At 72.4% G+C, this 26,471-nt stretch carries 28 protein-coding genes; 16 read left to right on the plus strand and 12 right to left on the minus strand.

The features are described from left to right. Positions 1 to 161: 161 nt before the first annotated feature. Positions 162 to 1,010, minus strand: coding sequence for a PRC-barrel domain-containing protein (locus N7L95_RS18425; protein WP_301256706.1), 849 nt, complete (start codon positions 1,008 to 1,010; stop codon positions 162 to 164). A gap of 539 nt (positions 1,011 to 1,549) precedes the next feature. Between N7L95_RS18425 and N7L95_RS18430 the strand changes: the two genes are divergently transcribed. The 5 genes from N7L95_RS18430 to N7L95_RS18450 all read left to right on the plus strand — a co-directional run bounded on the left by N7L95_RS18430 (position 1,550) and on the right by N7L95_RS18450 (position 6,782). After that, positions 1,550 to 2,602, plus strand: coding sequence for an OmpW/AlkL family protein (locus tag N7L95_RS18430; RefSeq protein WP_301256707.1), 1,053 nt, complete (start codon positions 1,550 to 1,552; stop codon positions 2,600 to 2,602). Positions 2,603 to 2,761: 159 nt separating this feature from the next. After that, on the plus strand, positions 2,762 to 3,913 hold the full coding sequence (locus N7L95_RS18435; protein ID WP_301256708.1) for an AraC family transcriptional regulator: 1,152 nt from the start codon (positions 2,762 to 2,764) through the stop codon (positions 3,911 to 3,913). Between the two features lie 120 nt (positions 3,914 to 4,033). After that, positions 4,034 to 4,726, plus strand: a complete 693-nt coding sequence (locus N7L95_RS18440; protein ID WP_301256709.1) for a DUF4254 domain-containing protein — start codon at positions 4,034 to 4,036, stop codon at positions 4,724 to 4,726. Beyond that, positions 4,723 to 5,559, plus strand: coding sequence for a glycosyltransferase family 2 protein (locus N7L95_RS18445; RefSeq protein ID WP_301256710.1), 837 nt, complete (start codon positions 4,723 to 4,725; stop codon positions 5,557 to 5,559). Before N7L95_RS18440 ends, N7L95_RS18445 begins: the two co-directional genes overlap by 4 nt. Continuing rightward, complete coding sequence (locus N7L95_RS18450; RefSeq protein WP_301256711.1) at positions 5,556 to 6,782, plus strand: glycosyltransferase family 9 protein; 1,227 nt, start codon at positions 5,556 to 5,558, stop codon at positions 6,780 to 6,782. Before N7L95_RS18445 ends, N7L95_RS18450 begins: the two co-directional genes overlap by 4 nt. On the opposite strand, the gene N7L95_RS18455 is transcribed toward N7L95_RS18450, so the two are convergent. From N7L95_RS18455 to N7L95_RS18470, 4 genes are all read right to left on the minus strand, one after another. Then, on the minus strand, positions 6,688 to 7,818 hold the full coding sequence (locus tag N7L95_RS18455; RefSeq protein WP_301256712.1) for a glycosyltransferase family 9 protein: 1,131 nt from the start codon (positions 7,816 to 7,818) through the stop codon (positions 6,688 to 6,690). The two genes, N7L95_RS18450 and N7L95_RS18455, sit on opposite strands and share 95 nt — an antisense overlap. 48 nt (positions 7,819 to 7,866) lie before the next feature. Further along, positions 7,867 to 8,322 carry a carboxymuconolactone decarboxylase family protein gene (locus tag N7L95_RS18460; protein WP_301256713.1) on the minus strand — a complete coding sequence of 152 codons (456 nt, stop codon included), beginning with the start codon at positions 8,320 to 8,322 and terminating at the stop codon, positions 7,867 to 7,869. A 123-nt stretch (positions 8,323 to 8,445) separates the two neighbouring features. After that, the gene (locus tag N7L95_RS18465) at positions 8,446 to 9,324 is read right to left on the minus strand and encodes a PEPxxWA-CTERM sorting domain-containing protein (RefSeq protein ID WP_301256714.1); all 879 of its coding nucleotides are present in this window, start codon (positions 9,322 to 9,324) and stop codon (positions 8,446 to 8,448) included. A gap of 156 nt (positions 9,325 to 9,480) precedes the next feature. Then, on the minus strand, positions 9,481 to 11,100 hold the full coding sequence (locus N7L95_RS18470) for an FAD-dependent monooxygenase (protein ID WP_301256715.1): 1,620 nt from the start codon (positions 11,098 to 11,100) through the stop codon (positions 9,481 to 9,483). Positions 11,101 to 11,493: 393 nt separating this feature from the next. On the opposite strand from N7L95_RS18470, the gene N7L95_RS18475 reads away from it, so the two are divergent. From N7L95_RS18475 to pcaG, 4 genes are all read left to right on the plus strand, one after another. Next, positions 11,494 to 12,261: an alpha/beta fold hydrolase gene (locus tag N7L95_RS18475; protein WP_301256716.1), complete on the plus strand. Its 768-nt coding sequence runs from the start codon at positions 11,494 to 11,496 to the stop codon at positions 12,259 to 12,261. Between the two features lie 11 nt (positions 12,262 to 12,272). Continuing rightward, the gene (locus N7L95_RS18480; protein ID WP_301256717.1) at positions 12,273 to 12,752 is read left to right on the plus strand and encodes a MarR family winged helix-turn-helix transcriptional regulator; all 480 of its coding nucleotides are present in this window, start codon (positions 12,273 to 12,275) and stop codon (positions 12,750 to 12,752) included. A 269-nt stretch (positions 12,753 to 13,021) separates the two neighbouring features. Next, the gene (gene pcaH, locus N7L95_RS18485; RefSeq protein WP_301256718.1) at positions 13,022 to 13,741 is read left to right on the plus strand and encodes a protocatechuate 3,4-dioxygenase subunit beta; all 720 of its coding nucleotides are present in this window, start codon (positions 13,022 to 13,024) and stop codon (positions 13,739 to 13,741) included. Continuing rightward, on the plus strand, positions 13,738 to 14,346 hold the full coding sequence (pcaG, locus tag N7L95_RS18490; protein WP_301256719.1) for a protocatechuate 3,4-dioxygenase subunit alpha: 609 nt from the start codon (positions 13,738 to 13,740) through the stop codon (positions 14,344 to 14,346). Before pcaH ends, pcaG begins: the two co-directional genes overlap by 4 nt. A 19-nt stretch (positions 14,347 to 14,365) precedes the next feature. Here the strand turns inward: pcaG and N7L95_RS18495 are convergent, their stop codons facing one another. The 4 genes from N7L95_RS18495 to N7L95_RS18510 all read right to left on the minus strand — a co-directional run bounded on the left by N7L95_RS18495 (position 14,366) and on the right by N7L95_RS18510 (position 17,056). Further along, complete coding sequence (locus N7L95_RS18495) at positions 14,366 to 15,025, minus strand: SdpI family protein (protein ID WP_301256720.1); 660 nt, start codon at positions 15,023 to 15,025, stop codon at positions 14,366 to 14,368. A gap of 59 nt (positions 15,026 to 15,084) precedes the next feature. Further along, positions 15,085 to 15,387: a metalloregulator ArsR/SmtB family transcription factor gene (locus N7L95_RS18500; RefSeq protein WP_301256721.1), complete on the minus strand. Its 303-nt coding sequence runs from the start codon at positions 15,385 to 15,387 to the stop codon at positions 15,085 to 15,087. A 125-nt stretch (positions 15,388 to 15,512) separates the two neighbouring features. Further along, positions 15,513 to 16,391, minus strand: coding sequence for a choice-of-anchor L family PEP-CTERM protein (locus tag N7L95_RS18505; protein ID WP_301256722.1), 879 nt, complete (start codon positions 16,389 to 16,391; stop codon positions 15,513 to 15,515). Positions 16,392 to 16,561: 170 nt separating this feature from the next. Further along, a complete protein-coding gene (locus tag N7L95_RS18510; protein ID WP_301256723.1) occupies positions 16,562 to 17,056 on the minus strand; it encodes a hypothetical protein in 495 nt (164 codons plus the stop codon). Positions 17,057 to 17,291: 235 nt separating this feature from the next. Here N7L95_RS18510 and N7L95_RS18515 point away from each other — a divergent pair, with 235 nt between their 5' ends. From N7L95_RS18515 to N7L95_RS18540, 6 genes are all read left to right on the plus strand, one after another. After that, positions 17,292 to 17,480, plus strand: a complete 189-nt coding sequence (locus tag N7L95_RS18515; protein WP_435870028.1) for a helix-turn-helix domain-containing protein — start codon at positions 17,292 to 17,294, stop codon at positions 17,478 to 17,480. 110 nt (positions 17,481 to 17,590) lie between these two features. Then, positions 17,591 to 17,974: a hypothetical protein gene (locus tag N7L95_RS18520; RefSeq protein ID WP_301256725.1), complete on the plus strand. Its 384-nt coding sequence runs from the start codon at positions 17,591 to 17,593 to the stop codon at positions 17,972 to 17,974. A gap of 225 nt (positions 17,975 to 18,199) precedes the next feature. Then, entirely contained in the window at positions 18,200 to 18,760 is a 561-nt protein-coding gene (locus N7L95_RS18525) for a neutral zinc metallopeptidase (protein ID WP_301256726.1), read from the plus strand. Between the two features lie 7 nt (positions 18,761 to 18,767). Continuing rightward, entirely contained in the window at positions 18,768 to 19,553 is a 786-nt protein-coding gene (locus N7L95_RS18530) for a hypothetical protein (RefSeq protein WP_301256727.1), read from the plus strand. Between the two features lie 112 nt (positions 19,554 to 19,665). Further along, complete coding sequence (locus tag N7L95_RS18535) at positions 19,666 to 21,000, plus strand: hypothetical protein (protein WP_301256728.1); 1,335 nt, start codon at positions 19,666 to 19,668, stop codon at positions 20,998 to 21,000. A gap of 292 nt (positions 21,001 to 21,292) precedes the next feature. Continuing rightward, entirely contained in the window at positions 21,293 to 22,480 is a 1,188-nt protein-coding gene (locus N7L95_RS18540; protein WP_301256729.1) for an MFS transporter, read from the plus strand. A gap of 66 nt (positions 22,481 to 22,546) precedes the next feature. Here N7L95_RS18540 and N7L95_RS18545 read toward each other — a convergent pair whose 3' ends face one another. The 3 genes from N7L95_RS18545 to N7L95_RS18555 all read right to left on the minus strand — a co-directional run bounded on the left by N7L95_RS18545 (position 22,547) and on the right by N7L95_RS18555 (position 25,739). Further along, complete coding sequence (locus tag N7L95_RS18545; RefSeq protein WP_301256730.1) at positions 22,547 to 23,500, minus strand: DMT family transporter; 954 nt, start codon at positions 23,498 to 23,500, stop codon at positions 22,547 to 22,549. A gap of 79 nt (positions 23,501 to 23,579) precedes the next feature. Further along, positions 23,580 to 24,410 (minus strand): AraC family transcriptional regulator, encoded by an 831-nt coding sequence (locus tag N7L95_RS18550; RefSeq protein ID WP_301256731.1) that lies wholly within the window; start codon positions 24,408 to 24,410, stop codon positions 23,580 to 23,582. Between the two features lie 87 nt (positions 24,411 to 24,497). Next, positions 24,498 to 25,739, minus strand: a complete 1,242-nt coding sequence (locus N7L95_RS18555) for a diaminopropionate ammonia-lyase (protein ID WP_301256732.1) — start codon at positions 25,737 to 25,739, stop codon at positions 24,498 to 24,500. A gap of 173 nt (positions 25,740 to 25,912) precedes the next feature. Between N7L95_RS18555 and N7L95_RS18560 the strand changes: the two genes are divergently transcribed. Continuing rightward, positions 25,913 to 26,386 (plus strand): Lrp/AsnC family transcriptional regulator, encoded by a 474-nt coding sequence (locus N7L95_RS18560; protein ID WP_301256733.1) that lies wholly within the window; start codon positions 25,913 to 25,915, stop codon positions 26,384 to 26,386. The last annotated feature ends 85 nt before the right edge of the window (positions 26,387 to 26,471 follow it).

Consider the following 26,471-nt stretch of genomic DNA (forward strand, 5'->3'; position numbering starts at 1 on the left):
AGCGGTGACGGGCGGTGGGCTGTCCCGCCAGGACCCGTCCTGGGTGCGGTTCCGGCATCTGGCGGCACTGGCCCGCCTTGCGGAGCGGGCCAGTGCCGCACCCGATGGACCTGCACGCGGTATGCCTGCCCGGCCTGCGGTGTCCGCAATGAAGCCGGCGATCAGTGCGACGGGGGGCGGCCGCCCGGCGTCGGCAAGGGTGGGTCGGTCGCCTCCTGCAAGGACTGGCCGGCGTCCTCCGGCCGGGGCCAGTGGTCGCGCTCGAAGGCGCCGGACCGGTCGAGCCGCTCGCGTGGAAGCCTGAGCACCACGTCGTCGTCGCGGCTGGCCGGGATGCTGAAGGCCGGCAGCGGCAGGGGCAGCAGCCGTTCCGAGGCGGCGCTGCGGCGGCCCAGCTCGAGCACCACGTACTGCACGCGGCCCGAGGCAAGGTTGACCACGATGTCGTCCAGCGCTCCCGTGCTCCGGCCCTGGTTGTCGTCGACCGGGCGCTGCAGCAATTCGCTCACGCGCAGCAGGCGCTGGTCCGGCAGGTTGAGGGGCGAGACCGTCGGCCCGAAGTGCCGCTCCAGTGCGGCCCGGTAGCGCTTGTCGCTCCAGTCCGGCCAGCGTTCTCGGGGGAACCCGGGCGCCTGCCGCAACTCCTCCTGCCTGACGTTCAGCAGCAGCTCCCCGGCTTCGCCGGTCGGGCGCAGCAAGGCCACCGGATAGGCAAACAGCTGGCGGCCGAGCCCGAGCACCGGGCGGAAGGCAAGCACCGCGTAGTGCAGGCGCTGGTTGTTGACGTCCAGCACCAGGTCGCGCACTTCCCCCAGGTGCTCGCCGCCCGGCGTGCGGACCGGCTTGCCGATCAGGCGCGAAGCCCGCAGGTCGATGTTGCCGCCAGCACCGCCGCCGCCGGCCGGGTCGCCGCTCATGTCCTGGGAGGCGGCGCCGGCAGGCACCGCCAGCCCCTGCGGTGCCGGCTCCTGTGCTGCGCCCGCGACCGGGCTGGCGGCGAGTGCGGCCATGGCGAGCAGCAGGGCAGGGCGTCGATGGGGCGGCGATGACGTGTTGGCGGGGGATTGCGGCATGGCGGTCCGTGCGGCCGGAGGCGGCAACAGCGCCGAGCAAATGCCGAACCCAGCCTGTCTGAAAAAGCAAGACAGGCAAACCAGGAGCCCGTCGAACCGACGGCATGGTGGCCGCCATGCCGCATGACGGCCGGCCCCACGGCCCGAGAGGTACAGGCCACATTTCTTCACCACTCGACGTGGACGAGCTGGTCCCGTGCAGCGGGACAGGCTGTGATTCGAGTGTCGGTGACCCGGGAGGCCGGGACACCTCGATCATTGCCGCCTCCCAGGGGCTCCGACATCCTCTGCCGCGCAGACGGGCACCCTGCACCGGCCCTTGCCACCCGCAAGCGGCCCGCAGGGGCCCGCTGCGCCGCAACCCAGGCACGACGAAGGCCCGACCGAGGCCTGTTCCAGGCCGCCTGCTCCGCCGGCTCCAGCCGGCGAGGCAGGCACCCAGCGGTTTCAGAACCAACGACAACGGAGACAAAGAGATGACCCGCCTGCAGCGGCCCGCCTCGCGCGGCCTTCGACCCCACACCCTCGCCATCGCCCTGGCGGCGCTGGCCAACCTGGCTTGCGCCGAGACCTCGGTGATGCACGAGCCCTGGCAAGGGCCGGGGGACACCGCCGGCGGCGCTGCCGCGGCAACGGCCACGGCGCCGACCAACGACACGACGCTGGCGCAGGCCACGCCCGCGGCCGCGCCTGCACCTCAGCTCAACCTGGCGCCCAAGCGGCGCTGGTTCGTGCGCATCGGCGCCGCAGGGCTGAAGCTCAACGACAAGTCGACCAACGTGCGCGACATCACCGGCCCGGTGCTGCGCGCCAGCGACCATCCCATCCTGCCGCTGCTGGCACCGGGGGTCGATGCCTTCGGCACGCCCGGCGGCGTGACGGTCGATGTGAAGAACTCGGTCTCGATGTTCGGCAGTGTCGGCACGTTCCTCGACGACCACTGGGCGGTCGAAGGCCTGGTGCTGGCACTGCCCTTCAAGCACGACATCGACGGCAAGGGCACCATCGCCAGGCTGGGCAAGGTGGCGACGGTCAAGCAGCTGCCGCCGACCTTGATCCTGCACCGCTACTTCGGCGACTTCAATGACCGCTTCAGGCCCTCGCTGGGCATCGGCCTGAACTACACCAAGTTCTTCGAGGCGAAGGCGACGCCCGCGTTGGAGTCCTACACCGGCGGGCCGACGAAGATCAAGATGAAGCCGTCCTGGGGCTTGGGGTTGTTCGCCGGTGCGCAATATGCGCTTACCGAAAGACTGCACCTGAAGATGACCCTCGGATATGTTCGTGTCCGCACGACTGCAACGATGACCACGAGGAACACCATGCTGTCAGGCAGTTCCCCGGTACTGCAGGACTACCCGTATCCGGTGAACCAGATCCCGTCCGACGAGGTGGCCCGCGAGGCAATGGACAATCTGGTGGAGCAGGTGGCTGCGGGGCGCGGGGGCAACCTCGGCACCTTCCAGCGCAAGATCCGGTCGGAGCTCGATCCTTACGTCGTCTTGCTGAGCGTGGGCTATTCGTTCTGAGCGTTGTCCGCGGCCAGGCAGCCGCAGGCGCCGGAGCGAGGGCGGTGCCGGTGCCGGGGTCCGACTCCCGGGCCGGGGCGTCTTCGCTGATGGCCCCTGCGGTGCCCGCAGGCTGCGGCCTGCCACCGGCTACGTTGTCTGCATCGAGGTAAATTGTCCATGCGAGCAAACTATCTGACCGGTCCCGTGAGGGCCAGGGTGCCGCTGAATGGCTGGCGTGCTGCTTCGGGCAGCAGCCGCGAGCCCACTGCAGCGGTCTACGAGTCGGCCGTCACGTTGGTGCGCCTGCTGCTCAGGCACGGCGTCAGCGAAGCCGAGGTGGAAGGCACCACCGGCATCTCGCTGGAGCGCACCCGGCACCCCGACGCACGGGTGCCGGTCTCCCAGATCGAGCGGCTGTGGCAGATGGCGGCCGATCGCCTGCGCCATCCGGCCATCGCGCTCGAGCTGCACCACCACTATCCCGAGAACAAGCTGCACTTCGTCGCCCACCTCGGCATGCGCTGCGCCAACATGCGCTCGGCCATCGAGCACTGGCGCAAGTACGCCTTCCTGGTCTCGGAGATCGATGATGTCGACTATGTCGTCGAAGGCAGCACCGCCCGCTTCATCTACAGCTGCCGCGATCCTCGCTACACCGCGCGCTGGTTCGCCGAGCACTTCCTGTCGGTGGCGCTGTGGTTCGCCAAGTGCTTCACCGGCCACACGCTGAAGCTGAGCACTGTGCGCTTCATGCATGCCGCCCCGCCTAACCGCGCGGCACATGAACGCACCTTCCAGGCCCCCATCGAGTTCGGCGCCAGCGAGAACAGCATCTCCTTCGATGCGGGCTTCCTCGACCTGCCGTTCCGCACGGCCGACAGCTACCTGCACCACTTCCTGGTCGCCAAGGCCGATGAATTGAAGGCGCGGCTGGAGCAGGAGGCACGGGTCGAGAACCGGGTGGTGGCCGCCATCTCGCTGCTGCTCACGCGCGGGGAGGAGGTCACGCTCGACCGGGTGGCCGACTTGTTGAAGCAGTCGCCGCGGCGGCTGCGGCAGGTGCTCGAAGGCGAAGGCCAGCGCTTCCGTGACCTGTTCGACGAGGTGCGGCGCGAAGCGGCGGCGCGCTACCTGATGCAGGGCATGTCGATCTCCCAGGTCGCGGTGTTGCTGGGCTTCTCCGAGCCGAGCGCACTGCAGCATGCCTTCCGCCGCTGGTATGACACCAGCCCCGGCGACTTCCGCCAGCGCCTGTCGGCCGGCTCGCTGGGCCTGCCGGTGTTTGACAGCCGGCCGCACGCCCCTGCCGCGACCGACGCGCACTCCTGAGCCGCCTGAGCCCTCGGCACCGCACTTGCTGATTGGTGGCTGAGCGGGCCGGCCCTGGTGGCCGGCCCAGTCCGTCATCCCGTCATCACTTCGTGCTGCCATAAGAGAAGGGGGCCTTGCATGTCCGCATCCGTCCGATGGTCCGAGCCTCGGGACCTCGCTCCGCCCAGAACCGAACACGCGCCTGCCCGCGACGATGTGCCGAGTGTCGAGGACATCGACCAGCTGCAGCGCTCGTCCTTCCAGCTGGCGGGCTGGCCGGAGTCGCCGCATCCGGACGGCGTGCTGCGCTGGGTGGCCGCGAACCACCGCTACAACTCGCTGCTGTGGGACGAGGAAGACCAGGCCCGGCGCACCGATGTGCCGGACAGCGAGATCGCGGCGAACAAGCGGGCCATCGACCGCTACAACCAGCTACGCAACGATGCCATCGAGTCCATCGACGACACGCTGCTGGAAGCCATGCCGGACCACCAGCCGCGCGAGGATGCCTGGGTCAACAGCGAGACCGCCGGCTCCATCGTCGACCGGCTTTCCATCAATGCGCTCAAGCTGCACCACATGCAGCTGCAGCTGGAGCGCACCGGCGTCTCGCAGGCGCATCGGCTGGCCTGCTCGTCCAAGCTGGAGCGCCTGCGCATCCAGCGGCAAGACCTGCTGCAATGCCTGGAGCGGCTGCTGCATGGCATGGCCGACGGCAGCTGCACCTTCCGCGTCTATCGCCAGTTCAAGATGTACAACGACCCGGCGCTCAACCCTTATCTCTGCGGCATGAAGGACGGCCGGTCGGCCGGCGCCGCGCTGAACTCATGAGGGCAGCGGCCCGCGCCGATGTCCTGATCCCCACCTGCAACCGGCCCATTGCGCTGGCCGCGACGCTGGCGACCCTGGTGGGCCAGGACTTTCGCGACTTCGATGTGGTGGTGTCCGACCAGTCGGACGGCCCGGCGGCCTTCGACACCGCCGAGGCGCGTTCCATCGTGCGGCTGCTGCAGACTCGCGGCCACCAGGTGCGCCTGCTGCGCAACCTGCCGCGGCGCGGCCTGGCGCAGCAGCGCCAGTTCCTGCTGGAGCAGGCCCGCGCCAGCGCGGTGCTGTTCCTCGACGACGATGTGCTGCTCGAACCGGAGCAGATCGGCCGCATGGTCGCAGCGCTCGAGGAGCAGGCCTGCGGCTTCGTGGGCAGCGCGGTGATCGGCCTGTCCTTCCGCGACGATGTGCGCCCGCACCAGCAGGCGGTGGAGTTCTGGGACACGCCGGTCGAGCCGGAGCAAGTGGCGCCCGGTACGCCGCAATGGCAGCGGCATTTGCTGCACAACGCGGCCAACCTGTGGCACGTGCAGCGCCGCCTCGGGCTCAGCCCGCAGGAGCGGCGGCTGTACAAGGTGGCCTGGACCGGCGGCTGCGTGCTCTACGACACGGCCAAGCTGCGGGCGGCCGGCGGCTTCGAATTCTGGCGCGAGCTGCCCGAGGTGCACTGCGGCGAGGACGTGCTGGCGCAGCTGCGCGTGATGGCGCGCTTCGGCGGTTGCGGCCTGATGCCCTCGGGCGCCTATCACCAGGAGCTGCCGACCACGGTGCCCGAGCGCGACTGCGACGCGCCACAGGTGCTCGACCCGCACGGCGTGGCAGCGGGGGTGCCATGAGGCCGGCGCCATTCGACGCCACCGGGGCGGCCGGAGGTGGCCCGGCCAGCGCAAGCACCTCGCTCTGCCCGGGCAGCCCGGGCGGCGTGTTCGCCGGGCGCGGCGAGCGGCTGCCTGGCGTGCGCTCCATCGCCGTGCTGCGCGCCAATGCGGTGGGCGACTTCGTGCTGGCCCTGCCGGCGCTGGAAGCGCTGCGCCAGGCCTATCCGGACGCCCACATCACCTTGCTCGGCCGTGCCTGGCATGCGGCCTTCCTGAGCGGGAGACCGTCGCCGCTGGACGAGGTGGTGGTGTTGCCGGCGATCGCCGGCGTCAGCGTGCCGCCCGAGGGCGACGAGGACCGCGCCGCCTGCGACGCCCTGGTGGCGCGGCTGCAGGCGCGCCGCTTCGACCTGGCGCTGCAGCTGCATGGCGGCGGCCGCTACAGCAACCCGCTGGTGCAGCGCCTGCAGGCCCGCTACACCGCCGGCCTGCAGGCCGCCGATGCGCCGCCCCTGGACCGCACCCTGCCATATCGCGAGTTCCAGCCCGAGGTGCTGCGGCTGCTGGAGACGGTGGCGCTGGTCGGTGCGGCAGGCCGCCAGGTCGAGCCGCGCCTGGTGACCACCCCGCGCGACCGGGCGGAAGCCGACGCGGCGTTGCCGCCCAGCGGGCGTCCGCTGGTGGTGCTGCAGCCGGGGGCCACCGATCCCCGGCGCTGCTGGTCGCCCGCGCATTTCGCGGCGGTCGGTGACCACTTTGCCGAGCAGGGCGCCGAGGTCGCCATCAACGGCACCGAGGCCGAGGCGCCGGCCGTGCAGGCGGTGCTGCAGGCCATGCGGCATCGCGCCCGGGCGCGCGACCTCGGGGGGCGGCTGTCGCTGGGGGGCCTGCTCGGGCTGCTGGCCCGGGCGCGGCTGCTGGTGTCCAACGACACCGGGCCGGCCCACCTGGCGCGTGCCATCGACGTGCCGACGGTGGTGGTCTACTGGATCGGCAACCTCAGTGGCTATGGCCCGGTGAGCGCGGCGCGGCACGCGGTGGCGCTGTCCTGGCGGCTGGACTGCCCGGCCTGCGGCCGCAACTGCGTCGGGGTGGACTGCGGCCACCCCGATTCCTTCGTCGACGACGTCAGCCCGGCCGAGGTCATCAGCCTCGCCGAGCCGCTGTACCGTCCGGACCGGCCGACCGGCGTGGACGACCCGGCGCCGCTGCCATCGGCGCTCGGCCTGCGCCGGGCATAGCCTGCAGCGAGGCCGGCAGGGCCAGCAGGGGCCAGGCCGCCTCGATCACCTCGTCCGGCGTGACCGCATCGCCGTGGCCGGTGCTGCCGACCACGCAACGGTGGCGCAGCGGGTCCAGCGGGGCCCAGCGGCGCGGGTCGGTGGCGAAGAAGATCACCACGCTTGGCACCGGCAGCGCCGCCGCGATGTGCGCCACCCCGGTGTCGTTGGACACCAGCAGGCGGGCGCGCGACAGCAGGGCCGCCAGCGCACCGACCGAGAGGTCGCGCGCGGCGTTGACCGACGGTGCGCGCATGTGTTCCTGCACCTCGCTCGCCAGCGCGTGTTCGGAGGCGTCGCCGGTGATCACGATGCGCCAGCCGTTGCAGGCGAGCGCGTCGCCCACGGCGGCGAAGTGCCGGGGACTCCAGCGCTTGGCCGCCATGCGGGCGCCCGGGTGCAGGCACAGGAAGCCGCCGGGCGGCAGCTCGTCGAGGTCCGGATGGCGGGCCAGCTCGGCGAAATCGGACGAGAGCAGTGGAAAGGCCGGCTGGTCGTCGTCGGCCACGCCGCCCAGGTGCTTCACCAGGCACAGGTTGCGGTGGATCTCGTGCAACTGGTCGGGGTAGGGCCAGTAGCGCCCGCCGGCCACCGCCAGTTCGTCGGCCGGGGTGCCGGCATGGAAGCCCGCGGTGCGGCGGGCGCCCAGCGCCTGAACGATGGTGTTGCTGACGGTGCCGCTGCCGTGCATCTGCACGGCCAGGTCGAAGCGGCGCGCGCGCATCTGCCGCGCCCAGGCCTCGAAGGTGGCGGCATCGCCCGGCTGCTCCGGCAAGGCCGGATGGCCGGGAAAGGCGACGAAATCATCGATCCAGCGGATGCCCTCGGCGGCCAGCCGCGTCGCCAGCTGGCGGGCCCACGGCAGGCCGATGAGGGTGATGTGGGCCTGGGGGAAGCGCTGGCGCAAGGCCCGCAGCGCCGGTGTGGCGCATACCAGGTCTCCGAGCTTGAGGGCCCGGAAGACGGCGATCTTCTCGGGCGGCTCCACGTCATGCATGGCGGGACTCCTGAGGGACATCCCCGGAGTCCAGCAAGCCCTGTTCCGTCAGCCGGCCTGCGGCGGCACCGGCGGCTTCAGGCCCACGCCAAGCCGGTTCCAGGCGTTGATGCTGGCAATGGCGTAGCTCAGCTCGGCGATCTCGGTATCGCTGAAGTGCTCGCGCAGCGCCTCGAACTCGGTGTCGCCGGGGGCCGTGCACGGCAGGGCGGTGAGCATTTCCGCCCATTGCAGCGCGGCACGTTCGCGCGCGTCGAAGAACGGCGCCTCGCGCCAACCGGGCAGGCTGTTGAGGCGGCGCGGGTCTTCGTCGTGCGCGATCAGGTCGCGCCAGTGCATGTCGATGCAGAAGGCGCAGCCGTTCATCTGCGACACCCGCAGGTAGATCAGGTCGAGCAGCCGGGTGCCCAGGCTGCCCTGGTGCAGCACGGTGTGCAGGCTGCCCAGGGCCTGGTAGGCGCGCGGGGCGAGGGTGCGGTATTCGACACGGGGGGCTTGCGTCATGTGAAGGTCCTGGGAGGTGGATGTCGGGCGCGGCACCGTTTGCCGCGGCTCCCCTTCATGACGACACGGCCGGCCCGTGTGTGACATGCGCCCGGCGGTGCTGCCGGGCGCCTGGCCGGCGGCTCAGCGACGCCGGCGCCGGGCAGCGGCCAGCAGGCCCAGGCCGCCCAGCATCAGGGCCCAGGTGCCAGGCTCGGGCACCGGTGCCGGGCCGATGCGGGCCAGCGTGAGCAGGTCGATGTCGACCGCGCCGTGCAGGAAGGTGTCGCTGTCGTTGAAGATGGTCAGCGTCATGCGCTGCTGCTTCTGCTGCGTCTCGGCCAGCCCGGTGCGGCCCGAGGACACCTCCAGCCGCTGCGAGTGCAGGCCGCGCTGGTCGGACTGCTCCACCGGGTCGAAGGTGAAGTTGATCAGGGCGGTCGCGTATTCGTCGTCGCCCTGGTAGAGGCCGTTGTCGGAGATGCGCACGGTGGCGTCGAAGGACAGCGTCAGCTGGGTGTGGGGCGCCAGCTCCAGGCCGTAGTAGCCGTCAGGCGTCTCGCCCGGGAAGTAGCCGATCCAGGTGCCGGTGGACGCCATGGACGACCCGGCCCGGCTGGACGAGGTGGTGGCCTTCAGACCGGCCTCACCGCCGCTGGCCTCGCCGACATGGCCGCTGTTGTTCTGGGTGGCGGAGACCTTGGCCTGGAAGGCGTCGTCCTTGTCGCTGACGTACTTGTGGTCGATGTCGCCGCTGGGCTCCCAGGATTCGACGATGCCGTGCGAGCCGGAGACGTTGGGGCCCGAGCCCTGCGGCCGCCAGGCGCCGCGGTCGACCCGGTAGCCGGCCGCCTGCCCGTCGTCGGGCCGCAGGTCCACCACCTCGAACTGCAGCGGGCCGGCGGTGGCGGTCGCGGTGGCCGTGGCATGCGCCGGTGCGGCAAGCAGGCTGCCGCCGGCCAGCGCAAAGGCCGCCAGGGCGCGCGTCAGGGCGTCGCGCCGGGGCGTGAATGTCTTGTGCATGAAATCCTCTTGCTGTGATTTGAATGTGTCTTGGCGACCAGGTGTCGCTGCCCTCGGTCCCCGTCCCTCCGGAGCCGGACCGGCCTGCGGCGCTCCGCAGGGTAAGGACGAAGTGCGCCAAGTCTTGCGACAAGGCGTAATCAGCCTCTGAGGAAGTTACTGATTGCCGACATCCGGCGGCCGCAGGCCGAGGCGCTCGCGCAGGTAGGCGAGCAGGCCAGGCCGATCGAAATCGGTGGCGGTCCAGGCGATGTACTGGTCTGGGCGCACCAGCACGGCGGCCCGCGTGCCGACGCCCAGGCGCTCCAGCAGCGCAGCGCCGCCGTGGTCCGCGGACACCGCCTGCACCGAACAGCCGCCGGGCCAGTGCCGGTCGAGTTCGGCCTGCCATGCGCTGGCTTGCGCCTGCAGGCCAGCGCTGCCGTGCTGCAGCAACAGCAGGTGGAAGCGCCCGGGCGGCAGCCAGGCGTAGACCGGCTGGCGCTGCGCTGCCAGCGGCGGCTCGATGTCGGCGTGGGGCAGCCGGTCCCCCGGCCGGGCCGGGCCGGCCGGCCCCGTGGCGCTCAGCCGGCTGCCGCGATAGTGCAGGCCGGTCTGCGAGATGGCGCGGAACACGCGCTGTTGCACTGCGGGCCGGCTCAACAGTCGCGGTAGCACAACAGGCGCGGCCCGCAGGCGCAGCGCGCGGGCGACCGCCTCGGGGCTGACGATCCAGCGGAAGGCGGTGTCGGTGGTCTTCAGCAGGCGCTGGGCGATCGGCCAGCGCTCGTCGTGGTAGGTGTCGAGCAGCGCTTCGCCGGCCCGGCCCTGGACCACCAGGGCGAGCTTCCAGGCCAGGTTGGCGGCGTCCTGCAGCCCGGTGTTCATGCCCTGGGCACCCACCGGGCTGTGCACATGGGCGGCGTCGCCGGCCAGGAAACAGCGGCCGTCACGGAAGCGCTCGACGCAGCGGTGGTGCACCCGGTAGGCCGAGAACCAGCGCGTGTCCGAGAAACGCACCGGCACGTCCATCTGCGCCCGCACCGCGGCTTCGATGGCCTCGAAGCGCAAGCCCTGCTCGCTGTCCGCGCCGGATGGCAGGACGCCGACCACGCGGTAGCGCCGCTCGCCCGGCATCGGGAAAAAGGCCGCGAACGTCGCGTCGGAGAGGCAGACGGTCAGCTCGCCGGGCGGCAAGTCCCAGTCGACCTGCGTATCGGCGACATAGAACAGATGCTCGTAGGTGCCACCGGCGAAGGACAGGCCGAGCTGGTCCCGCACGCGGCTGCGGGCACCGTCGCAGCCCACCAGCCAGTCCGCCCGCACCGGGTAGGGCGGGCGGTCGCCGGAAGGCCGCAGCCAGGCGGTGACGCCGTCGGCGTCCTGCTGGAAGTTCACCAGCTCGCAGCCCCAGTGCACCGAGCCGCCGCTGGCCTGCAGCGCCTGGTGGAGCAGCGCTTCGTTGCGGCTTTGCTCCAGGATCAGCAGGTAGGGGAAGGGGGTCGTGCCGCGGCCGATGTCGCCGATCGGCAGGCGCTGCACGCGGCGCTCGCCGACATAGAGGTTGGCACCGGCCACCTGCCGCCCCTGGGCCACGGCGGCGTCGGCCATGCCGAGCGCCTGGTACAGCTCCAGGCTGCGTGCCTGCACGCCCAGCGCGCGCGACTCCTGCGTGGGGCCGGTCTTGCTGTCGACCAGCCGGAAGTCGATGCCCAGGCGGGCCAGCTGGCAGGCCAGCATCAGTCCGGTGGGACCGGCGCCGGCGATCAACACGGGGATGCGCATCGGGGTGGCCATGCCGCATCCTGCCGCAGTTGGCCGGACGGCGTCCACCGGTGTTGCGTTCCCCACAGGAGATGTCGGCGATCGGCCGCGGTCGGCCTGCCGGCTGGGCACCGGCCGGACTGCCGCAAGCACCGCGCCAGGGGCTGGCCTTGTTCGGCGAGCCTGCCGTGGCGGCGCTCGGCTTCGAGCCAGCGGTGTTCGTCGTGCCCTCGGCGCAGGCGGCCGCCCCGCAAGGCGGCCCGCATGGCAGGCGGGCGCGGTGCGGCGCGATGGCGGCGCGCCGTGCAAAACCGGCCGCCGGCTTGGTTTTGTCCTATAACTGTCCGTCCGCCGCGCGGCCTGCCCCGATCCTTGCCGCCGCTGCATCCCGGCCCTGGCCGCCAGGGCCCCGCGAAGGCCGAGCCCATGCACCACTTCACCGCCACGGATGGCATCCGCATCGCCTACCAGCTGTTCGGCAGCGACCGCAGTCGCCCGCCGGTGGTGCTGCACCACGGCTACATCGTGGATGCCCGGCTGAACTGGGTGGGCCCGGGCATCGTGGCGGCGCTGGTGGCGGCCGGGCGCTGGGTGGTGGCGCCCGATGCACGGGGCCACGGCGCGTCCGAAAAACCGCATGCGCCGGCCTGCTACGGCGAGGCGCGCATGGCCGACGACCTGCGCGAGTTGTTTGACCGGCTCGGCGAGGATCGCTACGACCTGGCCGGCTACTCGATGGGCGCGGTGGTCGCGCTGCTGGTGGCCGGCCGCGACGCACGGGTGCGGCGGCTGGTGGTGGGCGGTGTCGGCGGCGCGCTGGCCGAGCCGCGGGCCGCGTCGGTGCGGTCGATGGCCGGTGCCGCCGTGGCCGCCGGCATGCTGGCCGCAGAGCCGCGCCTCATCGGCAACCCGGGCGTGGCCGCCTTCCGCCGGCTGGCCGACCAGGTGGGCGCCGACCGCCAGGCGATGGCGGCACAGGCCCGCGCCACCCATGCCGGGCCGATCGAGCTGGCCCGCATCCGGGTGCCCACGCTGGTGCTGGCGGGCGAGCACGACCCGCTGGCCCTGCAGCCCGAGCGCCTGGCGGCGGCCATCCCCGGCGCGCGGCTCGCCATGGTGCAGGGCGACCATATGGGCGCGCTGCAGGACCGCCGGTTCGCCTCCGCCTTGGTGGACTTCCTGGCCGAAGCCTAAACTGACTCGCCATGCCGCATCCGGACCACGACGACGAGCCTGCCGCTGCGCCCGGGCTCGACCCTTCCAGCCTGAGACACGTGCTGTGCCACCACCTGGCACAGGCCGACGTGCCGGCCAAGAAGGCCTTCTTCCGGCACATCGGCCACCCGCTGCAGCTGCGCCCGGTGGAGTTCAGCCTGCTGATGCTGATCGGCCACAACGACAACGTGACACAGAAGCGGCTGTCGCAGGCGCTGTCGGTGTCCGCGCCCAACATCACCATCGTGATCGACCGGCTGGTCGAGCGGGACCTGGTCTCCCGCACCCGCAGCGAGTCCGACCGCCGGGCCCAGCACATCCGGCTCACCCGCAAGGGCAGCAGCCTGGCCCGCAAGGCGCACGAGCTGTCGCTGGAGGTCGAGCGCGAATTGCTGGGCGGCCTGAGCGAGGCCGAGCGCGGCATGCTGCTGGAGCTGCTGGAGAAGGTGGCCCGCCCGCGCATGCGTTGACGGCGCTGATGCGCCGGGTGCCCCGGCCGGCGCCATATCGCCCCGCCGCTGGCCCGCGGATGGGGCGGCGAGCAGGGCCTGCAGGGCCGCGGGCGGCTGCACGTCCGGGGCGCATCGGTTCCTGGGCTGCGGGCGCGGGCGGCAGGGGGCTCGCCACCAGCCGTCAGCGGTTGGCGCAGGAGCGGTGAATTTACATAAATGAAGGTGATCCTTAAAGTGCGCAGGGGCGCCGCCGGCGCCGCCACACCCTTGCCATGGAGACGCCGCCGATGAGCGAGCCTGCCTGCCCGCCCCTGGGCCCGCGCGACTGGAGCAGCCACCCGGCCTATCTCCAGCCCGAGTACAAGTCCACCGTGCTGCGCGCACCCAGCCAGCCCCTGCTGCCGGTGCCGCAGCGCTTGCGCCAGCTGCGCGCGCCGGTCTACGGACACGACACGGTCGGGCCGCTCGACCACGACCTGACCCGCAACGCGGTGCGCAACGGCGCCCCGCTGGGCGAACGCATCGTCGTCACCGGCCGGGTGCTCGACGAGGCGGGGCGGCCGGTGCGCGGTGCCCTGGTCGAGGTGTGGCAGGCCAATGCCGCCGGCCGCTATGTGCACAAGGCCGACCAGCACGATGCACCGCTGGACCCCAATTTCCTCGGCGCCGGCCGCTGCCTGAGCGACGCCGAGGGGCGCTACCGCTTCGTCACCGTGACGCCCGGCGCCTACCCCTGGGGCAACCATGCCAACGCCTGGCGGCCACGGCACATCCACTTTTCCTTGTTCGGCGAGCATTTCGGCAGCCGGCTGGTGACGCAGATGTACTTTCCCGGCGACCCGTTGCTGGCACTGGACCCCATCTTCCAGGCCACTCCCGCGCAGGCGCGCGAGCGGCTGGTCTCGCGCTTCAGCCTGGCGGCGACCGAGCCGGGGCTGGCGCTGGGCTATGAATTCGACATCGTGCTGCGCGGCCCGCGCGAGACGCCGATGGAGGTTCGCGCATGACCGCCTGCCCCTCCGCGCGCCTGCTGCCGCAAACCCCGTCGCAAACCGTCGGGCCCTACTTCGCCTATGGCCTGACGCCCCAGCAATACGGCTATGAGCACCGCAGCGCCTACACCCCCGAGCTGGCGGCACCGCATGCGGCGGGCTTGCACCTGAGGATCGAGGGCCGGGTGCTCGACGGCGCGGGCCGGCCGATCGACGACGCGCTGGTGGAGATCGCCCAGCTCGATGCCCTGGGCCGGGAGATCACCAGTGCAGCGCAGGCCGAGGCGCTTGGATTCCGCGGCTTCGGCCGCTGCGGCACCGGCACCGATGCTCAGGGCCGCTACCACTTCCGCACCGTGAAGCCGGGGGCCGCCGGCCCGGGCGAGGCGCCCTGCATCGAGGTCATCGTGCTGATGCGGGGGCTGCTGTCGCACGTGCACACCCGCCTGTATTTCGACGACGAGGTGCAGGCCAATGCCGAGGACCGGGTGCTGCAGAGCGTGCCGCCGCAGCGCCGCGCCACCCTGCTGGCCCGGCACGAGCCGGGGCCGGCCGGGCCGGTCTATCGTTTCGACATCCACATGCAGGGCCCGGGGGAGACGGTGTTCTTCGACCTCTGAGCGGGCGGCGCCGGCCACCTCAGCCGCTGCGTTGCGGGTCGCGGCGCCAGGCGCGCCAGCCTTCGTACAGCGAGGCCGCCAGGCCGGCCAGGTGGAGGCCCGGCAGCAGCGCAAAGCCGGTGGCCGGGTCGAGCAGCGGCGTCAGCAGCACGCCGGCCAGGCCGCCCAGGAAGCAGACCTGGCCCAGCACCCGGTGCGCCTGCTCCCAGGCCGGCCGGCTGTGGCGGGTCCAGTGCACATGCAGGCCCACCCGCCCCTGCGGCCGGGCCTGGCCGATGACCACGCCCAGGCCGGCCGTCGGCACCCAGCCCAGTGCCAGCGCCCAGTGCATCATCGAGACCGGGGCCGGCCCGGGCTGCAAGCGGCCCAGGCCGAGCGCCGTCGCCAGCAGCGTGGCGCCCGCCAGTGCCACCAGCAGGACGCACCGCCCCACCGCCTGCGGCAGCGCGGCGCCCCGGTCGGCCGCACCGGCGCCGAGCAGCGTGTGCCGCATGAAGCACTGCAGCGCCAGCGTGAGCACCGACAGGCCCAGCAGCACGGCCACTGCCTCGTACCGGTCGCCCCAGCGGTCCACCTCGCCGCGGGCGTCGAAGTGCATCGGCAGCGGCCCGTCGGGGCCGTGCAGCGCCACATGGGCGGCCAGGCCGGCCTGCACGGCGGCCATCAGCCAGGCGGCCATGTCGGTGCGCCGCCGGGGCAGGCGGCCTGACGCAGGGGAGCACGGCCGCCCCGCCGCGCTCATGGGGCCAGGTCCCCCTTGCGGCGCGCCTGGCCGCCGCGGTGGCCGGTGCCCAGCAGGTCCATCAGAAAGCCGACCGCTTCCGCGGCGGCCGAGATGTTGAGCCGGTAGCGCATCGAGACGCCCTGGCGCTCGACCTCCACCAGGCCGGCTTCCTTCAGCACATGCAGGTGGCCGGTGATGGTGGGCCAGCTCATGTCGAACAGCGCGGCGATGTCGCCGGACGCCATCGGCCCGTCGCGCAGCAGCCCGACGATCTCGCGTCGCACCGGGTGGGAAAGGGCTTTGAAGATCTCGTTCATTAGGAGGAATCCTAATTCTGAGACTCATGCCGCCGCTATCCACCTTTGGGGGGACCTCGCGGCACGGCATGCCGCGCGGCCCGGCGCCGCGCCGGGGCCGTTCCGCGGCGGCTGCAGCGGCGGCCTCAGCGGCGGCGCTTGAGGGCCGCGACGATGCCCAGGCCGGCGGCCAGCAGGGCCCAGGTCTGCGGCTCGGGCACCGGCGCCGGAATGCCGCCGACCAGCGACTGCCCGGCCTGCAGGCCGGAGAGGTAGACGGCGCTGTCGTAGCTGGGGTCGTTGTAGTCATAGAGCACGAGCTCCAGCGTGTGCACGCTGCGGTTCGGGTCGAGCAGGCCGGTGACGGTGAGCCGGGGCACGATGCCGTCCCACTCGATGCCGTAGAGCTCCGGCTGGTTGTGCGAGACCAGCCAGTCCGGCACGTTCTGGTAGTTGAAGATCGGCCCGTGCGGTGCCGGGAAGCGCGCGTAGTTCACGCCGTCGACCAGGAAGGCGAAGCCGTCGGTGCCGACCTGGCCGGGGGTGTAGTAAGAGTAGGGCGCGAATTCGTCCGAGGCGAAGATGAAGTCGGTGGACACCGAGGTGGTGCCGGCCGCCACGGTGAAGTCGAACTTCAGCGAGTTGGTGTCCCAGGTGACATTGGGCTGGCCGAGGATGGCATCGACCCGCTCGTTGTTGCCGGTGCCCGCCCAGACGCCATAGTGCTCCAGTGTGTTGTGCTCGGGCACCCGGGCCGCGCCGCTGCTCAGCACGATGCCGTCGTTGATCGACAGGTCCGGGTGCAGGTCGGTGCCGTCGCCGGTGAAGGAAAAGCCGGAGTACAGGCCCGACTGTGTCGGCAGGCCGACGCCGCTGACCGAGCCGGCCACCACCGACAGGCCGCTGGAGGCCCCCAGCAGGGTGCCCAGCAGCAGTTCGCGGTTGTCGGTCTCCGTGATCGCCAGCTGGGCCTGCGCAGCGCCGGCGGCCAGTGCGGTCAAGCACATCACAAGGGAATGCTTCATCTCGGATCTCCTCGGGAAGGGTGGGAGGGGCGTGGCCGGGCAGGGCGGCAGCGAACAGCGCCGCGAAGCCGCGTCCACAGGCAGCGATATACCGCGGTGTCGACATACCCGAGCCCCGCAACCCGGGGGGAGGAGAGGGAGGCGAATGGCGGCCTGCCGGCCGCGCCGGCTCAGGCGGCGCTGCGCGGTACTGTGGCTGCGGCGGCGGGCGCCAGCCGCGGCCGCAGCTGCGCTTGCCGCGCATGGCGCGCCAGCAGGACCGCGAGCACCGCATGCCGCAGCCTGCCGTCCGGCGGCGTGTCGCCAGGCCAGCCGGGTGGCACGCCGCTGGCGACCCACCATTGCGCAAGCGGCCGGCGCCCCGCGGCGCGGCCGGCCAGGGCGGTATCGAGCCACAGCGCCAGCTCGCCGAACTGCACCGCCCACACATCGGGCTCGCTCATCAGCCAGTTCAACACCGCATGGCGATCGGCCCCGCCCGCAGCGTGGCCGACGCCCAGCACCACCGAGACGGCCCGGTGAGTGCAGACCACCAGGTCGCAGCTGCAGAGCTGGCGATGCAGCCGGCGGTACCAGGCCCGGCGGGCCGGCGGCGGTAGCTCCGGATCCAGGCGCGAGTGGAACCAGAAGGCCGGCTCGGGACTGGATCCCGCAAATTCAGACATGGTGGGAAGCACCGGCGCTGGGCACCGCGGCGGCCCTGGTGCAGGCAGAGGCGAAGGCAGGCTCTGGCACTACGCGGTCCTCCCGGAAGTGGTTCACAATGCAGCAGCAACGCCGTCTTGCCCGGCGTTTTGTCGTCTTGAATGACATTGTGGAACCCAGAATAGATATGTCAAGCGCTTTTTGCCATTCTGGATCGCTTTTTAGAATGCGAGGCTGCATTTGATCAAGTGCCATTTGTCGCGCTTGATGGGCGAGCGCAAGCTGAAGATCGCCGATGTGGCGCGCGAGACCGGGCTGAATCGCAATACCGTGACCTTGCTCTATCACGAGACTGCGGCGCGGGTAGAGCTGGATGCCATCGATCGGCTGTGCAAGTTCTTTGACGTGCCCGTTGGCGAACTGCTTGAACGCATCCCAGACTGAATCTGAAGCGCTGCGTCAGGTGCTGCACCGGCCAGCCAATCGCCTGCGCGCTGTATTCCTCGGAGCGCGATCGCGGCTTTCCTCCCAACTCAAGAGACGCTCCCCACGCCATGACCCTGCGCACCACGTCCCGCAGCCGTTCCTCCTCCAGTCCTGCCGATGACGCGGCTCATCGCTGGGGTGCGGCGGCCCTGGCCATGCTGGCCGGCATGGCAGTGGGCTTGGCGCTGGCCTGGCTGCCGCTCGCCTTCGATGGCATCGAGGCGGGCATGCCGACCTTCATCTTCGGCGGCGCCATCGCCGGCGCGGTCACGGGTCTGCTCTTCCCGTCCGCCGCGATGGCGGGCGTGGAAGGGGTGCTGCACTTTTTCATCGGGGCCGGCAGCATGGTGGCCGAGGCGCCCCTCACCCCGAGCCGCCACAGCCCCGGCTGGCTGAAGGCCTGCCTGGTGTTCGGCATGCTCTTCGCGCTGGTGCTCTGGATCCTGGTCTAGCGGCGGGCGGCTGCCGGCGTCGCGGGCCCGTCGAGCACCTCGGCGCGAGGCCGCCGAGTTGATGCAATTGCCCTGTCACCTAGGGAATTCGAGCTTCGGCAAAACCCTCGACCTGGCAGAAAACCCACCTTCCACACTGAGGGCGCACATCGGGTCCGCGCGGGCATGTGCAGGTCGCCGCGTCACGCACGCGGTGGTTGCTTTCCACCCTCCAGCAAGACCAACATGATCCTCCTTCCGTCCCTCCATCGAGGCTGGCGTGCCGGTGCGGCCGTGGCCGCCCTGTTCGCCACCGCGGCCCAGGCCGCGGTCGTCGACAGCGCCTACATCCGGGCGACCACCAATGAAATCAGCGGGCTGCTCGGGCAGTACAGCCGGCCCTCGGTCTACCTCGACCGCTATGCCTGCGGCGAGCAGACGCTGGCCGCCTATGCGTGCTACCCCAATGTCATCAGCCTGGGCAGCCGCTTCCTGCAAGGGCAGGAGAACAGCTACGGCAACTACGTGGGCAAGTTCATCTTCGCGCACGAGTGGGGCCACACGGTGCAGTTCGCCTACAGCATCCGGCTGCGCTCGCCTTACCAGGAGCTGCAGGCCGACTGCTTCGGTGGCACCTTCGTGAAGTACGCGCAGGCCTCGCTGGGCTATCCGTCCTTCATCGAGTCGGCGGTGCGCTCGGCACGCAATGCGGCGGACTACAGCACGCACGGCACGCCGTCGCAACGCGACTACTACACGCGCCGGGGCTACGCCACCAGCGTGAACACCTGCCTCAACAACCTGTGAGGTGCGCATGCGTGCGGCGTCCGTGATCCTCGGCGCCTGCGTGGCCGGCGCCGGTGCCCTGGCCTGGTGGCAGGGTGCTGCCGAGCCGGCGCCGCCGGCTGCACCGGCCGGCGTGGCGAGCCGGGCCGCCAGCGGCCCGGCAGCTGCCGGTGCCGGGCCGGCCCGGCGCGTGTCGGCGCTGGCGAGCCCGGCCGCCAGCGCAGCGGCGGTGCCGGCGGCCGCGCCGCTGCCTGCGTCTTCCATGGCCATGGGGCTGCCGCCGCTGGGTGCCGCGCCCGTGGTGCCGGTGCCGGCCGTGCCACCGGCACCGCTGCCGCCGGAAGAGGTGGCTGCCAACGACGCGCTGCGGCGGCTGGGCTACCACATCGACGAGCGCTACTACCGCATGAGCCTGCCGGAGCTGCGCCAGGCGGCGGCCGGGCAGGACGTGCAGGCCCTGACCCACCTGGCCGAACGCCTGCTGTTCGAGCTGGGGGGCCATGGGCCCGGCGCCGACGCGCAAGCCGGCGGCAGCCAGCGCATGGCGGCTCGCGAGGCCTTGCAGCAGGCCTATCTGCTCGGCAACCGGCATGCAGCGGCCATGCTGTCCGAGAGCTACCTGCTGGAGCGCCAGCCGGTGGAGGCAGCGGCCTGGAACCTGGTGGCGCGCCGCGCCGGCGACACCCTCAGCGCCGACTGGTTCGTGCGCACCGAGGACTACAAGCGCCTGAACGACGCCCAGCGGGCCGAGGCAGCGCAGCGGGCCGACACCTTGTGGAACCAGTTGCAAGCGGGCCAGGCGCCCGGCTCCTGACACCCGCGGCACGGCGCCCGCGCCTGGCACGCCGGCCAGCGCCGGGCCTGCGGCTTGCTGCAGGACGCGGGGTCGGCCTGCTGCCGGCCTTGCCACCTCCGGGGCCTTGTTCATGACCCTCACGTTTCCTTCCCGCCGGCCCGACGCGCGGCGGGCACCGGTGCCGGTGGACGCCGGCCTGTCTCCCGCCACCGACGGCTCGCCGGGCGAACGCGGCTTTGCCCAGCTGGTTGGCGCGCTGCAGCTCAGCGAGGGGGCGCCGTTGCGCAGCCCGCCCCGCAAGCCGCGCCGCCGTGCGCCGGCACCGCCCGCCGAGCGGTGCTCGCCGGGCGCGGCGCTGGCGCGTGCCGAGCAGTGCGCGCGCAGCGGCCGCATCGACGAAGCCCTCTCGATCTGCGAGGCGGTGCTGCCCGGGCTGCAGGCCGCCGGCGATCCGCTGGCGCTGGGGTTGTGCCAGCACGTGCAGGCCCTGAGCCACCATTACGCCGGCCGGCTGCAGGCGGCCATGCTGGCCGGCTACCGGGCGATCGAATGCCTGGGCCGCACCGAAGCGCTCGACCGGCGCCTGCGGGCCATGGCGCTGCAGGCCATCGTGCTGGCCCGGCTGGGCGATGCCGCCGCCGCCCTGGAACTGCTGGACCACGGGCTGCACCTGCTGCCGCGGGTGGCGGGCCATCCGCGCGAGCAATGCGTGTTCTGGAACAACGCCGGCGCGGCGCTGCATGCGCTGGGGCAGCTGCCGCAGGCGGTGGAGGCGGCGATGCGGGCGGCCGCGCTGATGCCGCTGTTCGACGAACCGCCACTGCACGCCGTCTGCCGCGGCAACGTGCTGGTGTATCGGGTGGAACTGGCCCAGGCCACCGAGCCGCCCGGCGACGAGCTGCGGCAGGCGCTCGGCGCGCTGCAGGCCCATATCGACGAGCTGGTGCACAGCGAGCGCCACCACCTGATGCCGCGCTGCGTCAAGGCGGCCGCCGGGGCGCAGATCGCACTGGGCCGGCTGGACGAGGCGCGCGAGCTGCTGGGCCGCGGCATCCGCTCGGCGCTGCTCGCCGGGGTGGGGCCCGAGCGCGGTGGGCTGGAGCTGCGCCTGGCGCAGGTGGAGCGGCTGGGCGGGCGCTACCGGGCGGCCGCGGGGCATGTCGCGCTGGCCCTGGAGCTGCTGCATGCGGGCCAGGAGCAGGACCTGCTGGCCGAGGCCCATCTCGAGAACGGCCTGCTGCACGAGGCGCAACAGCACTGGCGTGCCGCCCTCGACAGCCACAAGCGCCATGCCGAGCTGCGCGCCGCGCTGCTGAAGGCGCAGGCCGAGGGCCGGGCGCAGGCGGCTGCGGCCCGCATGGACCTGGCCTGCAGCCGGCAGGAAGTGGAGACGCTGCGCCGGCGCAATGCCGAGCTGGAGCGCCGCCTGGCCATGCTGGAGGCGGCCTCCGCAGCCAACGGCTGAGGTGCCGCGCTGCGGCACCTGCACGGCGGGCCGCCGGGCGGCGGGCAGGGTCCGCCAGCCCGGCGGGATCGAGGCGGACGGTGCGGCCGTGCGCTGCCCGCACGCCGCGCGGCCGCCTAGCACGAAGCGCAATACCCGTAGGCCAGCCGGCGCGGGGGTGGATGCCGAGAATCAGCCCTCCCCGACAGCGAAGGCGCGATGCCGCCGGCGGGTCGCCCGGCCGCCGCTGCCGGGCTGACCGGCCTGGCCAGTGTGCGGTGCCTTCGCCCCCTGCGAATCTGCTGGAGCCCGCATGATCTTTCCCATCCTGTTGTTGTCGGCCGCCGGCTTCACGGTGCTGACGACCGAGTTCATCATCGTCGGCCTGCTGCCACCGATGGCGCGCGAGCTCGGCGTGAGCGTGTCGCAGGCCGGCCTGCTGGTGACGCTGTTTGCCTTCACGGTGGCCGGCGGCGGGCCGTTCCTGACCGCCTATTTCTCGCGCTTCGACCGCAAGCGCCTGTTCATCGCGACGCTGCTGCTGTTCAGTGCCGCCAACCTGCTCGCGGCGCTGGCGCCCAACATCGCCACCATGGCGGTGGCGCGGCTGGTGCCGGCGCTCGCGCTGCCGGTGTTCTGGTCGCTGGCCAGCGAGACGGCGGCCGACCTGATGGGCCCGGAGCAGGCCGGCCGCGGCATCTCCATCCTGACCTTCGGCATCATCTGCGCGACCATCTTCGGCATTCCGATCGGCACGCTGATCGGCGATGCCTTCGGCTGGCGGGCGGCCTTCGGCGCGCTGTCGGCGCTGGCCCTGGCGAAGGCGGCGATGCTGTCCGCCTTCCTGCCGGCTCGCGCGGCACCGGCGAAGGCGCCGCCGCTGCGCGGCCAGTTCGCGCTGCTGCGCGACCGGGTGCTGGTGGGCCAGGTGCTGTGGTCGATGCTGATCTTCACCGGCATGTTCACCGGCTACACCTACCTGGCCGACCTGCTCGAGCGGGTGGCGGGGTTCGACGGCAGCTGGGTGGGCTGGACCTTGATGGCCTTTGGCGGCGTCGGCCTGCTCGGCAATGCGCTGGCCGGCCGCCGGGTGGATCGCGACCCGCTGGGCACCACGCTGCTGTTCAGCGTCAGCACCGCGGCCGGCATGGCCCTGGTGGCCGCGCTGGTCACCTCGCGGGCCGGGTTGGCGGCTTCGCTCACGCTGTGGGGGCTGTCGCAGGCGGCGCTTTTCCTGGTCTGCCATGTGCGGGTGATGAAGGCGGCACCGTCGGCGCCGGCGTTTGCCGCCTCGCTCAACATCTCGGGCGCCAACCTCGGCATTGGCATCGGTGCGATCGTGGGCGGGGGCGTGATCGACCGCTGGGGCGTGGCCCATGTGGGCGAGGTCGGCGCGGCCGTCCTGTTCGCTTCGACGCTGCTCGGCGGCTGGCTGGTGGCGGCCAGCCGGCCGCGCCCGGTGCCGGCCGGCGCCTGTGCCGGCAGCTGCCCGGGGCGCTGAGGGCGCGGCCGCCCTGGCGCGTGCCGCACCGGCGGCGCCTGCCGGCGTGGACCGGCCGGCGCCGGCTCACTCCTGCGTCGCATTGCGGCCGGCCAGCGAGCGCGGTGCGCAGGCCGGCGGCTGGCGCGACGGGCTGCGCTGGTCCAGCGCGGCCAGCCACATGGCCGCCAGCACGCATGCCAGCCCCAGCCATTGCCAGGGGCGCACGGCTTCGCCCGGCAGGGTGGCCGACAGCAGCAAGGCCGCCACCGGCAACCAGGCGGTGGACAAGGCGGCGCGAAAGCCGCTGGTGCGCTGGCTGCCGGCATACCAGAGCAGGAAGCCGCCCACGGTGGGCACCCAGGCGTAGTAGGCGATGCCCAGCCAGCCGGCCGCAGCCGGCAGCACCGGCTGCGGCGAGCGCAGCCAGAGCCAGGCGGCCGGTGCGGCGGCCATCAGCAGGCCGCCGGCCGACATCAGGGTGGACATCAGCAGCGGCGGCAGCGGTTGCGCCAGCTTCTTGTTGCCGAGGATGAAGACGGCTTCGCAGGCCACCGCGGCCAGCACGGTGGCCAGGCCCAGCAGCCGGGTCGGCGGCACCTGGCCGTCGGCGGGCGAGGCGGCCACCACCATCACGCCCAGCGTCGCCAGGGCCAGCGCGGCCAGCAGCCGGCGGCCCGGCCGCTCGCCCAGCCACACGGCCGAGAAGGCGGCGGCCACCGCCGGCAAGGTGCCCGAGACGACTGCAGCATCGGCCGCGCTGGACCAGGCCACGCCCTGGATCAGCAGCACGGTGTAGCCGACGCTGCCCGCCGCCGCCTGCAGCAGGAGCACCGCGGCATCGCGGGCGCCGATGCGCGGCAGCGCCTGGCGGCGGAGCCACAGCAGGCAGCCGAACACCGGCAAGGCCAGCGCATGGCGCAGCACGGTGGCCAGGAAGGGCTCGACCTCCTGCCCGATGATCTTGCTGACCGCCACCGTGCTGCCCACCAGCACCATGGCCAGGCTGCACAGCAGCGGTCCCTTGAATGTGTCCGACATGGCCGGCCTCCGGCGAGTTGCGAGGCCGGCAGTGTGGGCGGCTGCAGGGCGCCCGGTCTTGAACGCAGTTGCAGGCCGCTCAAGGCCGGCGCGCGCCCGCCGCCTGCCGCCAGGCGCCCGGGGTGAAGCCGAACTGGCGGGTGAAGACGCGCGTCATGTGGCTCTGGTCGGCAAAGCCGGCGGCGGCCGCCGCCTCGGCCAGCGGCAGGCCGCGGCGGATCAGGTGGCGGGCCCGTTCGGCCCGCTGCTGCAGCAGCCAGGCATGCGGCGGCAGGCCGTAGGCCTTCTCGAAGCGACGCAGCAGCTGGAAGCGGCTGAGGCCCGCCATTGCGGCCAGCTCGGCCAGGCTGGGGGCGTGGGTGGCGTCATCGGCCAGCCGCTCGCGCACCTGCGCCAGGGGGGCCGGCGCGGGCGGGGCCGGCGCATCGGTGGAGTAGGCGGCGAGCAGGTGGCCGAGGGTGCCGGCCAGCGCCTCCTCGCAGGCCAGCGCGAGCGCGCCGTCGTGGGCGGGCTGGGTGGACCAGTGGTCGAGCCGCCGGAACAGGGCCTGCAGCGACTGCGCCAGGCGGTCATCGTGGATCACCGGGCGCGTCAGCGCGGGCAGGCGCCCGGCGCCGGCCAGGGCCGCCATGGCATCAGGCTCCAGGTACACCATGCGCCAGCGCCGCGACGGTGAGCCGAGCGGCTGACCGTCGTGCACCTCGCCGGGGTTGGTGGTGATGAGGTCGCCTGCGAAGGCATCCACCGGCCCGCGGCCGCTGGCCGAGCTTTGCGCGCCGTGCTCCAGCAGGCCAAGGCCGAAGGTGTCGTGCCAGTGGCGGCCGAAATGCCGGCCACTGTCGATGTGCGTGCCGTGGATCCCCGGCCAGGGGGTGGCGAACACGTGGCAGTGGTGCAGAGGCGGGGCCATGCGCAGGCGGGCGGGAGGGCGGTGGTGGATGGCAGTATCGCCGCACCGGCCCGCTGTCGGGGGCCGCACGCGGCGGCGCCGGCGGCGTCAGCCCGCTGCTGACGCAGATGCGGCCAGCCAGCGCGCCTGCGCCTGGAGCACCGCAGCCGCCGGCTGGCCCACCAGCGACTGGTACACCGCCGGCGCCGTGGCGCCTTCGGTGTTGATCAGCAGCACCCGCGCCTGTGGCCCGAGGCCGGTTTGCCGCGCCAGCTCCGGCTGCGCGACGAGGGCCAGCAGTCCGGCCAGGCCGGCGGCGCCCGACTCGCCGCTGACGATGGGCAGGTCGCCGTCGGCACCGCGGGCCAGCAGCCGCATGGCCGCTTGGGCCTGGGCATCGCTGACGGTCATGAAGTGGTCGACGGCTGGCTGCAGGAAGCGCCAGGCCAGCGGCGACGCTTCCCCGCAGGCCAGGCCCGCCATCAGTGAGTCCACCGAACCCGAGGCGCGTGCCGGCCGGCCAAGCCGGGCGCTCTGCAGCAGGCAGTCGGCCTGTTCAGGCTCCACCACGATGAAGCACGGCCGCCCGGCGCCGTGGCGTTCCCAGAAATGGCTCACGATGCCGGCCGCCAGGCCGCCGACGCCGCCCTGCAGGAACACATGGGTGTAGGGGCAGGGCGCGCCGGCCGGCGTGTCCTGCAGCAGCTCCTCGGCGATCAGGCCATAGCCTTGCATCACGTCCAGCGGCACCTGCTCGTCGCCGCCGGCCTGCGAGGTGTCGGACACCAGCTGCCAGCCGTGGCAGCGCGCCAGCCGGGCCGCCTCCTGCACCGAATCGTCATAGTCGCCGTCGATGCGCAGGATCTCGGCGCCCAGCGCGGCAATGGGCGCCTCGCGCTCCGGGCTCACATGCGCATGCAGCACGATGACACAGCGGCAGCCGACGCTGCGGGCGGCTGCGGCGAGCGCGCGCCCATGGTTGCCGTCGGTGGCGCTGATGACGACGCAGTCCTTCAGTTGGTTTGCATGGCGCCCTGCCAGCAGGTCCTGTGCGCGCCAGCCGGCGCCGCGACCCTGGCGTTGCAACAGGCGCAACAGCGCCAGGGGCGCGCCCAGGGCCTTGAAGCTGCCGAGTGGCGAACGGGTGGACTCGTCCTTCAGTGCCACCTCGCCCAGCGACAGGCGGGCGGCCAGCCGCGGCAGCCGCCACAGCGGTGTGCCGTTGGCTGCCAGCTGCGGCCAGTGCGCCAGGCAACGCCGGGCGTCCTGCCCGCTTTCGATGTTGAGCAGCGCGTGCAGCGCGCGGTCGTAGGGGCGGCGTTGCGCATGGGGATTGGCGAAGAAGAGCATGGGCAGTCCTTGAAGAAGGCGGCCGCCGCCGTGGCGGCGCTACCGGGTCCATTGTGGGTGGGGGCCGGTGAGACGGTGGCTCGCCATCAGGGCCGGTTTTGGTACAAAGCGCGCATCGCGGTGGCCGCGGACGGGCGGCTGTCCTGCCCCGCTTGCCTGCACTGGAAATGCCGATGTCCCTGGACCGTCTCGACCTGCAGATCCTCGACCTGTTGCAGCAGGACGCCACGCTGTCGATGCGTGCGCTGGCCGAGCGGGTGCACAGCTCACCCGCCACCTGCCAGCGCCGCATTGCGCAGCTGCGGGCCGAGGGCTTCCTGCTGAAGCAGGTGGCCCTCCTCGACCGCCAGCGGCTGGGCCGCCCGCTGACCGTGTTCGTCTCGGCGGAGCTGGCCCAGCAGAACGATGCCCTGCTGCGGCAGTTCGAGCGCCGGATGGCAGCGGAGGAAGACGTGATGGCCTGCTACGAGGTGGCCGGCGAGTTCGACTTCCTGCTGGTCGTCAACGCGGCCTCGATGGAGCAGTACCACCGCTTCACCCGCAGCGCCTTCGCTTCCCACCACAACGTGCGCAACTTCAAGAGCACCTTCGCGATGAACTGCTCGAAGTTCGAGACCCGCATCCCGATCGGCACCTTGCCCGGCTGAGGTGCTGTTGCTGCTGGTCACCAGCGGCCCCTAAGGCTAGGGGCTGGGGATGGCCGGCTTTGCGCCTAGGATCGGCGCCTTCTTG

The organism is Eleftheria terrae (assembly GCF_030419005.1).
Lineage (GTDB): Bacteria > Pseudomonadota > Gammaproteobacteria > Burkholderiales > Burkholderiaceae_C > Caldimonas > Caldimonas terrae.